18 protein-coding genes and 1 pseudogene are annotated in these 14,368 nt (G+C 32.3%); 4 read left to right on the plus strand and 15 right to left on the minus strand.

What is annotated here, in order from left to right; translation table 11 throughout:
- Positions 1 to 7: 7 nt before the first annotated feature.
- The 6 genes from ABEB23_RS04835 to ABEB23_RS04860 form a co-directional block, all read right to left on the minus strand.
- The gene (locus ABEB23_RS04835; protein ID WP_348811284.1) at positions 8 to 319 is read right to left on the minus strand and encodes a DUF4133 domain-containing protein; all 312 of its coding nucleotides are present in this window, start codon (positions 317 to 319) and stop codon (positions 8 to 10) included.
- A gap of 55 nt (positions 320 to 374) precedes the next feature.
- On the minus strand, positions 375 to 716 hold the full coding sequence (locus ABEB23_RS04840; RefSeq protein ID WP_438861670.1) for a DUF4134 domain-containing protein: 342 nt from the start codon (positions 714 to 716) through the stop codon (positions 375 to 377).
- A 131-nt stretch (positions 717 to 847) separates the two neighbouring features.
- On the minus strand, positions 848 to 1,327 hold the full coding sequence (locus ABEB23_RS04845) for a hypothetical protein (protein ID WP_348811286.1): 480 nt from the start codon (positions 1,325 to 1,327) through the stop codon (positions 848 to 850).
- Positions 1,328 to 1,533: 206 nt separating this feature from the next.
- A complete protein-coding gene (locus ABEB23_RS04850) occupies positions 1,534 to 2,733 on the minus strand; it encodes a hypothetical protein (protein ID WP_348811287.1) in 1,200 nt (399 codons plus the stop codon).
- A 38-nt stretch (positions 2,734 to 2,771) separates the two neighbouring features.
- The gene (locus tag ABEB23_RS04855) at positions 2,772 to 3,656 is read right to left on the minus strand and encodes an AraC family transcriptional regulator (protein ID WP_348811288.1); all 885 of its coding nucleotides are present in this window, start codon (positions 3,654 to 3,656) and stop codon (positions 2,772 to 2,774) included.
- 311 nt (positions 3,657 to 3,967) lie between these two features.
- Positions 3,968 to 4,615, minus strand: a complete 648-nt coding sequence (locus ABEB23_RS04860; RefSeq protein WP_348811289.1) for a hypothetical protein — start codon at positions 4,613 to 4,615, stop codon at positions 3,968 to 3,970.
- Between the two features lie 620 nt (positions 4,616 to 5,235).
- Here ABEB23_RS04860 and ABEB23_RS04865 point away from each other — a divergent pair.
- From ABEB23_RS04865 to ABEB23_RS04875, 3 genes are all read left to right on the plus strand, one after another.
- Positions 5,236 to 6,633 (plus strand): AraC family transcriptional regulator, encoded by a 1,398-nt coding sequence (locus ABEB23_RS04865; protein ID WP_348811291.1) that lies wholly within the window; start codon positions 5,236 to 5,238, stop codon positions 6,631 to 6,633.
- A gap of 197 nt (positions 6,634 to 6,830) precedes the next feature.
- Positions 6,831 to 7,829, plus strand: a complete 999-nt coding sequence (locus ABEB23_RS04870; protein ID WP_348811292.1) for a type IV toxin-antitoxin system AbiEi family antitoxin — start codon at positions 6,831 to 6,833, stop codon at positions 7,827 to 7,829.
- Entirely contained in the window at positions 7,804 to 8,661 is an 858-nt protein-coding gene (locus ABEB23_RS04875; protein ID WP_348811293.1) for a hypothetical protein, read from the plus strand. The genes ABEB23_RS04870 and ABEB23_RS04875 overlap by 26 nt, the downstream gene beginning before the upstream one ends.
- A gap of 113 nt (positions 8,662 to 8,774) precedes the next feature.
- On the opposite strand, the gene ABEB23_RS04880 is transcribed toward ABEB23_RS04875, so the two are convergent.
- On the minus strand, positions 8,775 to 8,930 hold the full coding sequence (locus tag ABEB23_RS04880; protein WP_348811294.1) for a nucleotidyl transferase AbiEii/AbiGii toxin family protein: 156 nt from the start codon (positions 8,928 to 8,930) through the stop codon (positions 8,775 to 8,777).
- Between the two features lie 969 nt (positions 8,931 to 9,899).
- Here ABEB23_RS04880 and ABEB23_RS04885 point away from each other — a divergent pair.
- Positions 9,900 to 10,025, plus strand: coding sequence for a DUF4172 domain-containing protein (locus ABEB23_RS04885; RefSeq protein WP_348811295.1), 126 nt, complete (start codon positions 9,900 to 9,902; stop codon positions 10,023 to 10,025).
- Between the two features lie 310 nt (positions 10,026 to 10,335).
- Here the strand turns inward: ABEB23_RS04885 and ABEB23_RS04890 are convergent, their stop codons facing one another.
- The 8 genes and pseudogenes from ABEB23_RS04890 to ABEB23_RS04925 all read right to left on the minus strand — a co-directional run bounded on the left by ABEB23_RS04890 (position 10,336) and on the right by ABEB23_RS04925 (position 14,286).
- Entirely contained in the window at positions 10,336 to 10,641 is a 306-nt protein-coding gene (locus ABEB23_RS04890) for a helix-turn-helix domain-containing protein (RefSeq protein WP_348811296.1), read from the minus strand.
- Positions 10,625 to 10,963 (minus strand): type II toxin-antitoxin system RelE/ParE family toxin, encoded by a 339-nt coding sequence (locus ABEB23_RS04895; RefSeq protein ID WP_348811297.1) that lies wholly within the window; start codon positions 10,961 to 10,963, stop codon positions 10,625 to 10,627. Before ABEB23_RS04895 ends, ABEB23_RS04890 begins: the two co-directional genes overlap by 17 nt.
- A gap of 261 nt (positions 10,964 to 11,224) precedes the next feature.
- On the minus strand, positions 11,225 to 11,443 hold the full coding sequence (locus tag ABEB23_RS04900) for a GDCCVxC domain-containing (seleno)protein (protein WP_348811875.1): 219 nt from the start codon (positions 11,441 to 11,443) through the stop codon (positions 11,225 to 11,227).
- Between the two features lie 51 nt (positions 11,444 to 11,494).
- Positions 11,495 to 11,839, minus strand: a pseudogene (locus tag ABEB23_RS04905) (MerC domain-containing protein); the annotation flags it as partial.
- A 207-nt stretch (positions 11,840 to 12,046) separates the two neighbouring features.
- Positions 12,047 to 12,616, minus strand: coding sequence for a hypothetical protein (locus tag ABEB23_RS04910; protein WP_348811298.1), 570 nt, complete (start codon positions 12,614 to 12,616; stop codon positions 12,047 to 12,049).
- 197 nt (positions 12,617 to 12,813) lie between these two features.
- The gene (locus ABEB23_RS04915; RefSeq protein ID WP_348811299.1) at positions 12,814 to 13,431 is read right to left on the minus strand and encodes a class I SAM-dependent methyltransferase; all 618 of its coding nucleotides are present in this window, start codon (positions 13,429 to 13,431) and stop codon (positions 12,814 to 12,816) included.
- A gap of 318 nt (positions 13,432 to 13,749) precedes the next feature.
- A complete protein-coding gene (locus ABEB23_RS04920; protein ID WP_348811300.1) occupies positions 13,750 to 14,043 on the minus strand; it encodes a type II toxin-antitoxin system RelE/ParE family toxin in 294 nt (97 codons plus the stop codon).
- Entirely contained in the window at positions 14,044 to 14,286 is a 243-nt protein-coding gene (locus tag ABEB23_RS04925; protein WP_348811301.1) for a type II toxin-antitoxin system ParD family antitoxin, read from the minus strand.
- Positions 14,287 to 14,368: the final 82 nt, after the last annotated feature.

Consider the following 14,368-nt stretch of genomic DNA (forward strand, 5'->3'; position numbering starts at 1 on the left):
AAAGCTATCACTTCATAAAAACTCGCCTGCTATACACTTTAATATTTTTTGGTATTTGCTTTTTAGCTAATGCCTTCATCAAACCATATTCACCATATTGATTACTCATTTTGTAAATTTTTACAACCAATAGAGTTCCTGACACTCCTATGATTCCAATACAGATAATTGAGGGCAAGCCAATAATATACATAATTGCAAAAAGAATCATCAGAACAACTACTCCACCACCTAAATACCATATATATTGCGCTTTAAGACCTTTGAATTCAATGCTTTGATTAATACCTTTATTGATTTGATAGACACTATTACTCATACTGTTTTCTTAAATATTTGCTTCAATTTTTGAATGATCATATTTCTTAATTGTTCTAAACTCCAAAGAATGATTTGATTACTGTCGCCACCACAACTAAAAAAATACAACTTCCAAACCAGGCCGCTGCAACTTTTCCTGTGTCTGGATCTCCTGCATTCCACTTCTGATAAACCTTTACTGCCCCAATTAACCCTAGTATAGCTCCTACCGCATACATCAGTTCAGTCCCAGCATCAAAGTAACTTCGTACCCTTTGATTGGCTTCGTTAATCCCTGCGACTCCATCCTGCGAATAACCCTGAAAACAGCAAACCAATATCAGCACTAGAGCTACAATACATCCTACCTTTTCAAGTCCTAACCTCTTCAATTCCCACTCACGTTTTTTCATAATCTAATATTTTAATTTTTGTTTTTTATTACTAATAAAAAGCAGAGAAATACCGCTGTTACAAACTCTATTTCCTGTCACATCAAGCCCTACCGCACCAGAGTGAACAGGGGTCATTTCTCCACTTCATACTATTAAATGGTCTCATCCCACAAACCATCCAGCTCGGCATAAGTTAAAATCATCTGTGGGTGTTTTTCACATTCTGAGACCATGAGCTCATTTATTGTTGAACGATAAGAAGATTCCTTGACAGAGGGATAATCATTAAGAATTAGTTTTAAGTAAATTCGAACCTCTTCTTTTGAAAAATTTCTTTCAACACCTTCCTTTATGGCATTTATGAGAAGACTTGATAATTGTTCTGTATCTTCTACAGTGTTGAACGATTCAGAACAAGAAAGTTCAGACTTTGAATTAGTCATGTCACTTGATTCAAAGCGAGTTTGCCTAATCTTATTTCCCCCTAACACGGGGAATTGTATCTTTCGTTTTCCTGCAACAATCTCTTTCAATTCCTGATAATAAAATCGGAACCCTAAAAACGAATACCAAATCAATAACAATAACCCAATTGCAATACTATAATTGCTCCAAGTAATATTTGTAAACATAGCCTCTCTATTAATTGTTCAACTTCCTTTTATGCTCTCTGTAAATCATTTAAAGATGTGTAATGATTTATTTTATAAGTCAAAGGAACAATTAGAAACCCTTGCCTACAAGTACAACTTTTTCCTGTACCCTTTTGTACCCTCCCTTTTATCACTAAATAACAATGATTTACGACCGATTTAGTTTTAATTCAAAAGCAATCTGACTAGTATGTTTTAATCTTTTTTATGATTTTTTCCAAAGTTTGAATAGCAATCTCTTTGTCTCTTTCTTCAGCATTATAGGATTTACTCCTTACCGACTGATAGGATAAATCTTTTTTAAAAGGTGTTGAAAGATGAGGAACAATAGTTTTAAAGACCAGACTCATCGACTTTGCTTTCAAAATTCTTGACTCATCCGTTGCTCTTAAAATCAGTCCCATTTGATCGATGGATAACATACATTCAACTTTGTTCTCTCCAACTGATGTTCCTTCAATGGATTTTATTGAAGAGTCGATTTTGGATTCAGGAGAAAATCCCAATCCCTTTTCTATATAGTTAATTTCATGCTTAAACCAATTGTCGAGTATGTTTTTTATATTCTGTTGGCTGGGCTCAAACATAATTTTCTCATTCGAATACAGTTGGCTAAACTCCTTAAAATACAATAAAATTTTCCTTAATTTTTCGATGGCAGTTGCCAGGCTACTTAAATCCCCAGCAATTCTACTAATCAAGTAATTGACATAGTCTATACAATTGAAATTCAAATCTATGAGCAGTATATCAAATGAAGAATAAATGCTTGAACTGTTTTCGGATTCGTCAAAACCATCCATGCTTTTCAATAACTCTTTCAGGTAGAGAATTTGCCTGTAAGTGACTTTATAACCTCTATCTGATTTTACTAATTTGTAAAGAACTGCAAGTACAATTCCCATCAGTTCCCGATGAGTCTCATTGCTGATTTTTTTTGTTTTTAGTTTATCCAATTTTATTTCCATTTCATTTCTCGAAACCATAAGGTAAGTAATTGGTAACCGCTCGTCAAGACTCAAATAATTGGCGAAACGCGTTTCCACAAATAAAAGCAGCTCGTCCAAGCTATTGATTATCCTATCAATGATATTTGACATATTCGCAGCTTGAAAAACATCACTTTTTCGATTTTCTATTACATTATCCAGAAGATAAATAAGAGTAGAATGATACTTTCTAACCAAAAGCCGTATCTGTCTTTTCTTTTGTAAAGAGAATACCTCATTTTTGAGTTGAATTTGGATCTTTTGTGTTTCTTTTGAAATATTTTCCGATATATGAGTCAAATCGCTCTCTGATACAGAATTTATATTTAGCTTTCTTGGATTAAAGGTTTGCAGTATTAAAGAATCTAACCATTCTAAAGGATATATTTTATTCATAATGCTACTGTTTTTATTTACATTAAATGCAACGAAAACTAGCGACTTCTAAACCTCTCGATAGTATTCGAACGATATTCAGATGGAGTGAAAGAGGTATGTTTCTTAAAAAAAACACTAAAACTGGAGGCATTGCTGAACTCTAACTCTTCAGCTATTAAAACAATTGTCAGGTGTGAATTTTCAAGCAGATTTTTAGCTTCTGCAAGGATAGCTTCCGCTATTAATATTTTTACTGTTCTACCGCTTACTTGCTTCACTATTTTATTTAAATGACCGGAGGTAACAAAAAGAGCCCCAGCATAAAACTGGACACTATGCTGTTTTTTACAGTGAATCGATAATATGGTCAAAAATTGAATTAGCAAACTTTCTTTTCTGCCGAAGTTTAATGAAGCCTCAGTACTATATTTAGCGTAAATCAATCTCAATTCATATAGAAATAAATTAAAGCAGATACATTGCAATTCCCTTTCTAAACCATGAATTTTATCTCTATTTACAAAATAAATAAGCTTATAAATAAGTGATAATACTAAAAAGTCTTTTTCATCAACTTTAATTTTTAAAGAAGATTTTGCCATAAAAAAATAAAATGCGTCAACCAGCTCCTTTTTAAAACAGTTTTGAAACGCAAATTCCGATGTAAAAGAGATTAAATAAAGTTGCAATTTATCTTTCACTTCAAGTAAGGTGCAAAAAGAATTTTTAGGAATCAAGACTAAATCCTGAGTTGATAAATCCTGGGTAGTTTCTTTTAATTGAATTTTAAACTTGCCTGACTTTATAAGTAAAATAGAAAAATTATTGACAATAAATGTCTCATTAGGAGTTGTCTTGATAACATACTTTTTGATGACATGAATGTTTAATCCTTTGATAGGAGCATCCTTAAGTTCGAAATTTATGATATCCTTTATCATGTTTATGATTGTTCAAAAAGAGTACAATTATCTTTAAGTCTGTGCTTTTATATTTTATCCTTGAAAAAAAATCAATAAGTATTAATGCGAAAAAATATAATTTGATATGGAAGGTATAAAAAACAAATAGGCCCAATTTCTGGGGCTATCAGTCTTTTTTCCTCCGTCGATAAGGTAACCCACTATTTCATCATAGCTCAAAAGTTCTACGATGAAATAAAGGCTAACTAGATTAAAAATAATAAGCAAGAGGTAAAACATAACTCGCAATTTCATTTTACAAAATGGAGTATTAAACTAAAAAGGAGTATTTAAACCAGCTTTCTAAGTAGTAGGATTACCGAAACAATAGAAGCTTTATAAGGATCGGAATTTGTATTGGCTTGTTTATTGGCCACGGAAGTTTCCCAATCTCTGTCTTTATGCTCTTCTGTTTCAGCATATAATGAGTATCTCGTAATGGAGGTTGTGGTCAATATAATTTCTTTCTCCTGCTCATTCAATGTTTTGCTTTCCTGAATAGCAGTCTCATAGGAAACGATATCGTTATACACCGTTTTATACTCGCGGTTCTGCCTCTTCAATAAGGTGTTAACAAATTGTTCCAAATGTATTTTAGCCTCCCTACTTAAAATACTTCTTTCAACTGTTGCAATCAATTTATTTTCAGGATCAGTTATAATTAAGGCCAGTTCTTCTGAACTTATGATTAATTTCATTTGATCGGATATAACCTGATTATCATTTGGGACTTTATTATTCTTTAAATATTTCCCAACTGAGTCGTAATATTCCTTTCCAATTTTATCAAAAGGGTTTGAACTATTTTGCGGAATCGGAGAATCTGCACTTAATCCAGGTCCACTGGCATTGCTGTTTTCAGATGGATTAAAATCTGATTCCGTTGAACATGAAATTACAAGAAATGGTAAAACGAGACATAATAGAAATTTTTTCATGATTAATGTTGTATAAATGTTACCAAGAATTCCTTCTCAGTTCATTTCACCCGGGTAAGCAGAACTTTTATTAAGCACTATGCCAAACATTTTTGCTTTTGAATTCGAAGCAAATCTATTCCCTCACAAACTTCCCTGCAACACTATAGATGTGGTTTTCCACGATATAGAGTATGGATTTCGTGGAAATCCATACTCTCTTTTTATTAAATAATTACCTACATTACGATTGTTTGTGTTATTTTTGAAGTAAGCTTTGAAAAATTTCCCCAACTTTTTCAATGCCTGCATTTGAATTATTATTTATCAAAGTGTCCCATCCCAAACCTACTACCTATTATGAACCAAAATTATTTACTTCTGTCATTGCTACTCATGACGCAATTTCTAACAGCGCAAAAAAGTGGCTATAAAATATCTGATTCCCTAGAGAATAAAGATTATCAATACCTCGATCAAATGATTTATGATCTAAAAAAGACGGTGCTAAGGCTGCTATTTATATCGATACCTATATAAAGAAGGCAAAAAAGGAGCAAAACTGGAAAGAGCTTGTCAATGGATACCAAAACGCACTCCATCAATCTCCTGATCAGTTAAGGCTGATATATGCAGACAGCATGGTCTATACTGCCAAAAAATCGAATGATAATGCTCTCATTGGTTCCGCTTATCTTTCAAAAGGTATTGCATATTATGGACTTAAACAGCAAAACAAAGCACTGGATAATTATATCATTGCCAATAACTATATATCAAAAACTAATGATAATTACCTCATATATAAAGTCAAATACAATATTGCCCAGATCAAGTATTACTTAGGATTTTATGATGAGGCTATTTCATTGTTGAAAGAGTGTGTGAATTATTTCAAAGAGGAAAATCCAAGACCCTATCTAAATTCGCTACATTCCTTAGGGGTTTGCTACACCAAAGTTGGAAACTATGGTTTAGGTTCCGAAATCAATAGAATTGGCCTCTCGGAAAGTAAAAGATTAAATAATACTGAAATGAATGCTTATTTTATTCATTCCGATGGTGTCAATGACTACTTCATGAAGAATTATGGTTCAGCAATCAAGAAAATTAAATTGTCATTAGGTCAAATAGTCCTAAATAAAGATTTTGCCAATGAATCAGTAGGTAACTTTTATATTGGAAAAAGCTATTTGGAACTTAAAAAACCAGAGATAGCAGTATCATATTTCCAAAAAGTAGATCAAACATTTAATAAAAAGAAATACATACGCCCTGATCTTCGAGAAGTTTATGAATTACTGATTGCGTATTATAAAACCAAAGATAATCTGAAAGCGCAATTATATTATATAGATCAGTTACTCAAAGCAGATACGCTACTGAATGAAACCTACAGGTATCTCATAGGAAAAATACATAAAGAGTATGATACAAAAACACTATTGACAGAAAAAGAGAAAATTAAGGATCAGCTTAACAGAAGAAAATACAATGATGCTATCCTAATAAGCATCATTCTGTTACTTTTTGCAATCTCTGTTTTCTTTACCTATAGACATTTTAAAAATCGTAGTTTATACAAACAAAAATTTGATGAGCTGATGTTAAAAATAAACGACGAGAACAAAAACAAAGTAAAACTAAAAATCGAGAAAACTGAAATTTTAGATATCAATCCTGAGGCCGTAGCCACGGTTTTAAAACAACTGGAAAAATTCGAACGAGATAAGAAGTTTTTGGAGAATGATCTGACCTTAGTGAAGTTATCGGCTGCATTTAATTCGAACACCAAATACTTATCTAAAATAATATATCATTACAGAAACAAAGGTTTTGTTGAATATATCAATGAACTTAAAATAGAATATCTAATCGCTTTACTAAATAAAGACAAAAGAATAAGAAACTACACCAACAAAGCACTGGCTGAGGAGGCGGGGTTCAGCACTACGCAACGTTTTGCAAATGCATTCTTGGCTAAAACGGGTATGCCTACCACCTATTTTATAGAGGAATTAAAAAAAGAAATGTCATGATTCTTTCAACTTTTTACAAATAATGGGAGTAAATTTATCATTTTCAACAATATAAAATTGTTGGTCACGTCCAACACAGGTTTACCTCGGTAATTTTTTCTATAATGGCAGCTATTGTTTGTAAAGATAATAACCGTATATTTGTTCATTAATTATTTATGTTCACGTTTTCGTGAACGATACAAATAAATGAACAAATGAATGAAAAAGAAATCATACAGTACGCTATAAATAACATCCAAAAGGGCGGCCCTATCAATGTGGAGTGGAAAGAACTCAATAATGACAATGCAATTGATGGAAAACTATTCCTCAACTTGAATAAACATAACATAGCTCTTTATGCCGAAATTAAAAAAGAACTTAGGAACATACATCTGGCTAAAATAGAAGAATTGGCTATTACAAAAAATCCTTTTATTATTGTTGCGCAACGTATATTTCCCAAGATAAAGGAAGAGCTACGAAAGAGAAATATTGCCTACCTGGAAGCCAATGGTAATATATTTCTCAATAATGATGAAATCTATCTCTACATTGATGGCAATACCCCTATTGAATTAAAAAATAAAACAACCAATAGAGCCTTTACTAAAACAGGATTAAAAGTGATTTATCAATTCCTGATTAAGGATTGTATCAATAACACCTATCGTGAAATTGCTGAATTAACGGATACCGGAATTGGTACTTTAAACACCATATTCAATGGCTTAAAAGAGGAAGGTTTTTTAATACAGCTAACCAAGAATGAACTCCAGATGGAGAACAAGAAAAAATTATTAGATAAATGGGTTATGGAATATGAAAAGCGCCTAAAGCCAACATTAGCTATAGGAACATTTCGTTTCCTAAATAAAGATGATTTTTATAACTGGAAAGATATTCCCCTTAAAAAAGGAAAAACAATTTGGGGCGGAGAACCGGCAGGCGATCTTCTCACCAATTATTTGCGTCCGGAGGAATTTACCCTATACACCAACGAAGAAACAAGTGCTTTAATGAAAAATTACCGTCTCGTTCCAGACTTAGAAGGCAATATTAAAGTATTTAAACAGTTTTGGATAAACGAGCAAGAAAACACAAACACAGTACATCCACTCCTTGCCTATGCAGATTTAATGAATAAAGGTGACAGAAGATGTACAGAAACAGCACAAAAAATATTCGATGAATACTTACAAGATCAGTTTTAAACAATTACGACAACAGCCTCATATCTCAGAAATGCTCACTGCATTAGAAAAAGGACTAAATAAATACAAAATAGACTTCTATCTAGTAGGTGCCGTGGCACGCGATGTTTGGATGACTGCCATAAACGATATACCACCCATTAGAGTTACTGGAGATATCGATTTTGCCGTTTTTATAAATGATAAAAATACGTATGCCGCTCTCCGAGAATATCTCATCAATGTAGAAGGATTCATCCCTTACAAAGGCAATGGTTTTGTACTTAAATGGAAAAATATCATACAAATAGATCTAATGCCCTTTGGCGAAATCGAAGCCAAACCATCTAATATAACAGTTGAAGGTACTGGCCTTACCAGTCTCAATATGCCAGGATTCAAAGAGATATATGATTCCGGTCTTCCGGAAGCTGAACTCGAAGAAAAACACCGTTTCAAATTTTGCACCTTGCCAGGTATTGTACTGCTCAAATTGATTGCTTTTCAAGAACGTCCCGAAATAAGACGCGACGACATCAAAGACATCAGTAAAATCCTAAAGCATTTTTTTGATATGTATGCCGATGAGATATATGAAAACCACAACGACCTTTTTGGTGATAATGATATCAACCTCCAATGGATTGCTGCAAGGGTTCTGGGGAGAGACATGGGTAAAATTGCCCAATTAAACGAAGACCTTTTTCTAATGATTAGAAAGATATTAAAGAAAAACACTATCGATATTCATTCCAGCGATATCGCCAAAATTATGGCAGAGTTTTTTCAAAATACGATTGAAGAGAATATGAAACTACTGGAACAGGTAAAAATAGGATATTTAGAAAACTGATTATTTGTGAAATTAAACCAAACAGTCCTTATTCAATAATCAGGGCTTAAGTAGCTTACAACCAATTATCATTCTGTAATACAGACTTTATTTTACCAAGCCTTCACAATCTTCTATTGAATTATATCAATATCAATGGACATTCTATGGCCTATGAGCAAACTCAATGCAGTTCCTCCTACAAGTCTAAAATCAGCAAAAACATCAGCTAACAGGAGATGCTCTAAAATTTTACGCAACAAAGGCGTTAAAGTATTATAATGAAGCATTTTGATCAAGTGAATTCAATATATTATCAACAGTTCTGGCAGCATAAAACCGAATGATTTCACTTTTCTCCATATCATCCCACTCTCAAAAACCCTTTTTATTATAGCTCTTTTTTTTCTCAGTCAATAGCATTCATTTTAGTATCTCAAAACTACTAGTCTTAGATAAGAAAACGCAAATGCCCCCTTACGCAAATGGAGGTTTTTAAGCTTCCTTTCCAAAACAAAGCCAGGATGAATCCTTTTAATAGTTCCAATTCTGTTTCCATACCTGAAAAATAAACAAATTTGTTTACTTAATAATATTAAGTAATGTTAAATATATTTATCAGTTACATACTAGTAATCAGTGAATCTTCTTGTCAATGCGAGTGCCAAACTTAAACCATTCATAACCTAAGCACAATTACACATTTTTGCATTTAACTCCTTTATCCTAATCAAGAAAAAAATATAGGCTTTATATCAGAGTTAATGATTAGCTAAACCAATGGGTAACAGTTATTATGGCAAAAATAAATTGTATCTTTGAGTGTGGTTTTGATTTATTACTTGAGCAAAACCGTCTGAAAAGAGAAGCTTATTCAAATAGTCATTTCATGCTGAAGAGTATGAGTTGATAAATGGTAAATCAGAATCTACAATCGGAGGTCCTTTAAAAAGACCTCCTTTTTTTGTGCCTGTATCTTCTTGTTTAAATTTTTAATCGTGCTAAAAAACGAGTATCTTTTGTCCCATCCTAAAATAACTATACAGATGCGGTGAAAACAACTTTGTTTTTACGGCAAAAAAGCGGTGATAAATTAAAATAATCACTGCATAATTTTTTTTGCGGTAAATATGTATATCCATCAAAAAAAAGATTGACCAAAATTCATTTGGGATGCGAATGTAATTACTTCTATACTTGGAGAAGTTCGGCATAAGCAAGGCAAAATACTTGGGGTAATGTAAGGCCTTGGTTTTCCATTGCAAGAGGAAACCATGCTTAAAACATTAACTTTGGATGTAGTAAAGTCGAGCGAAATTGAAGGAGAACAATTAAAACCTGAACAGGTTCGCTCTTCAATTGCAAGAAGATTGGGAATTGAATAAAACTAAACAACAATACCTGATGCAATTTTACCTTGTAACAAGAAGAATAATTATGGCAAAAAAAATGCTAAAACGTATCTCATATTTTTGTATTTGTAAAAGAAGAAGGAATACACTCTCAAACCAGTAGAGGGAAATATATTTTCACTTACCATTCAAATTTAAAAAACTACAAAACAATTGGTCTTTAAAATTGTTTTTTTTTGTGCTTTATTCCAATTTTTCCTTAAAGCAGGTTTTCCATAAGAAGTTACTCCATTAGACAGTTCTCCAGAAAAGTGACAATACTTTTCTGGAGAATCAATAATTCTTATATCTTAATGGATAATTCCAAATGTCCACCCAAGCCAAGTTCAACAATCTTTTGAAGCGTTGAGAATCTTGCTTCTTTTACGTTGTTTTCGATTTTAGATATATACGATTTAGTAGTTCCCGCTTTTTCGGCAAGTTCTTCTTGAGTTAAGCCTTTTTGGATTCTGGCTTCGTGAATCATTGCTCCAATTCGAAAGTTTTCATAACCAGCATTCAATTCATCACGCTTAGCGGTTCCCACTTTGCCATAATGTTTGTCTTTAAACTGGTCTAATGTTTTGATATTATTATTTTTCGTTTTCATACTCATTTTTGATTTTAATTGCTCTTTCAATTTCATTCTTTGGTGTTTTCTGTGTTTTCTTTTGGAATCCATTTGTTAAAACTACCAATTGTCCATCATCAAAAAAACAAAAGATTCTAAAAATGTCGCTACCCTGTTGAACTCTGATCTCAAATAGCCCGTCTGTATTTTCAATATGCTTAAGATACGTTTCTGGAATTCTTTCTAATTCTTCAATTACTTGTAACGTCCAGATAATCTTGCTTTTTACTTTATCTCGCTGTTTTTCAAAGAATTCTTCAAAATAATCTTTATAAAAAATGATTGTTCTTTGTTTTTTCATTGTACAAATGTACAAAAGTTGTACCAAAGTGAAACTTTTGTACTGCTAAAAATAACGTCAGTTCATCTAAAAAAATTGTTTAAATTTATTTTTGACAATAAGCCAATTTTCGGAGTTGGGAGACTTCTATTATATTTTAGGTTTTTAAAGACTTTAAAAAAAAAGCAAAATCATGCTACAATTACTCATCGTAATACAAGATCACCTATAAATTTTGCCTTTCATGTTAGCAGGAGGACTAATTTATTACTTATTTTCTGCTTAACAGCAACCTGCTCCAACTTGAATTGGCGGACATTTCACGCTTCCATAACTACAATAGACGCAACAATCTCCTTCTAATGGTCTTAATATTGTTTTACAACTTTCACACTCATAGAAAAACTCACAAGCATTTGTCGGCATCATTTCTACTTTTTTATGTCCGCATTTCGGACAAGTAATTATCGATTTTAATTCAACAGTTTTTCCGTCATATATTCCGCAAGTTTTACAATTTCCGTGAAGTTTATTTTGGTAATAATTTACGATTGTTCCAATAAACAGCCCAAACATTCCTGAGTAAATTAAGTAAATTAAATTTTCGGATTTACTCAAATAGTAAATGAAAAATATTAATATTCCGCTTGGAATTGCAATTAATAGCGGATATAAACTTTTATGCTTTAGGTATGAAATATAAATCCCGCCAACTGAAATCAAAACCATTGCCTGGAAAATCCACATTGTCCAACCTCCAAATAATTCTATACTTCCAAGTCCAAGTGCAGATGCTCCAAATGCAAAAATCGGAAAACAACAAGGTGAAAAAATCGCAGTTAGAAAAAGCCCGACTGTCCCAAATTTGTCTATATTATTCTTTATTTTAAAGTTCATTTTTGGCTCTTATTTTTGTCGTTATTTTCTAGATTTTGCCTCTCAAGTCTTACTGCTAACGTTGCCTTGTTACTAATGGTTTGGGACTAAATTAAGCCATATTTTCGGATTAATCAAATTCTCACAAATACAAAACCAATTTTCCATTAAGCCAATTGCCCAAATCCGTTGTAGTAGTTTTTGGCGGTAGTTATTTCTATTTACTTATTAAATATCAAAAGTGTCTATACTTTCGCCTTTAATTCCTTGTAATTTTTTATGATCAAGAGATTTCATAAAGTATTCAAACGATTCTCTCTTATTTTGTAGCTCTTTGGGCAAATCATGCATGTCTGTTACATATCTCAGAGCAAGGAAATATAAAAAGCCTTCAAAAAACTTTTCTACTCTATTAGAAAATCTTCCAAACGAATAGCAAAAATTTATTACTTTCCACATCTGCTCATCAGATTTTGTATTTAAGTGAGTTTCGAAAAATTTATGGACTAAAATATTTCTTAATCTAGAATATTCATCAAGTTCATCGGCAAGGACTAATTTTGGGTTTAGTTTTAAAACATTGAAAATATACCCAAGAGTCTTTTTTCGTACTTTTTTTGATTTCTCTGAATTACTTGTAAAATCCTCGCTCATTACACTAAAATCTTCTCCGTGATTTTCTAATAATTCTAACAATTTTCCCGCAATAGACTCAACTCTTTGAGCAGAGACAAGTGCAGATCCGATTTTTGAATAGACAACATCTTCCCTAGTAAATTCTACATTGCTTATATTCATTTTAATACGGTTGTTTATGTTAATTACCGCAACGTTCTGGTATTACGGCGGGTTTGGGACTAAATTAAGTCCATTATTCGGATTTGCCCGAGCGATAGCGAACAGACGAAGCAAATCATCCCAAATACAAAACCATTTTCAAATTAAGCCAATTGCCCAAATCACTAGTAGCAAGAGTTGACAGATAGCCCTTTTGGTTAGTTTAATTGTCGTTTAAAACTACAAAATATAAAATTCTGTTTTGTTTCAAAAGGCGTTGTATGGTCTTCGGTTACACATTTTATTTTTTTAAATCCATTCTCCATTTCGGCGGTTAATGTTTCTTCACTATATTGTTTTATGTCTAAACCGCTACATTTTTTCGGTCCGTTTTCAGAAAATGTTCCAACAATTAAATATCCTGAAACTGATTTTCTTGCAGTTTTCATATATTTTTGAATTTGCTCTTCACTCGTTAAGAAATGAAAAGTTGCTCTGTCGTGCCAAACTTCAAAAGTTTCATTTGGCTCAAACTCTGTTATATCGCTTACAATCCAATTTACTTTTTCTGCATTTACTCCTAATCTTGCTTTCGCTTTCTCAATTGCTTTTGCCGAAATATCTAAAACAGTTATATTCTCAAAACCATTTTCGATTAGAAAATCTACGAGTTTACTATCTCCGCCACCAATATCAATAATTTTTGATTTTTTTGTTAAATCAAACGATTTTATAAAATCTAATGAAGTTTTCGGAATTTCTTGAGTCCAACTTACTTCGTTTGGATTTTTTGTTTCGTAAACTGTTTCCCAATGATTTTTTCTATTCTCTTCCATTATTCTTATTTTCTTTAGTTACGATTCTTTTAGGGTTTCTGCCAACGTCAGTCTGTGAAAAAACTAAAATGAACCTCTGGAGATTCTCATATTTGAATTTTTTCTTTGGTGGCCCACCGAATACTTTCTAAATTTGAAGTAGTTATTTCACAGCCTGACGTCCCTTTGGGACTAAATTAAGCCTATTATTCGGATTTACCACCCGAGCGATAGTGAACAGGCGAAGCAATCCCGAGACTCCGGGACCCAAATACAAAACCAACTTTCCATTAAGCCTATTGCCCAAATCCGTTGTAGGAGCTGTTATGTGTGGTTCCTCTATATTTTATTCTTCAAATCCATCATTCCATGTAACACTCTTTCGATTTCAATTTCATTTTTTAAAATTTCCCGATAGAAAATAATATGTTCACCACATTTATAACCTAGGACATTTAACGAAAGAATATCATATGGTTTTCCAAGTTGTGGGTTACTTGCTAAATCCATGCATGAAGCCATAATAAGATTATAATATTTTTCCGCTTGGTTTTCTGAACATTCCTCTACGGTATAATCCCAAATTTCGGTTAAATCTTCAAGTGCTCTATTTGTAAAATAATATTTTGCCATTTACTTTTTCCTTGCTTTTAAAGATTCCAAAAACTTTTTAGGTTCAAAATCTTTAGCAATTCCACTATCAATTCCTTCTTGTATGGCTTTTCTTAATGCAATAACTCGATTTTCTTCTTCTTCTAATAAGCGAAGCCCGGCTCTAATAACTTCACTGGCATTAGTGTATCTTCCATCACTAATTGTATGCTCAATAAAACTTTCAAAATGATTCCCTAATGATATTGAAGTATTGCGTCCCATAATTTTAATTTTTAGCTAAGTTACCAAGAATTGGTAACCCTTCAAATTCTTACCGCATTTTTTTTGAATCACACATAACGTC

It is taken from the genome of Flavobacterium maritimum (genome assembly GCF_040049085.1).
GTDB classification, from domain to species: Bacteria; Bacteroidota; Bacteroidia; order Flavobacteriales; family Flavobacteriaceae; genus Flavobacterium; species Flavobacterium maritimum.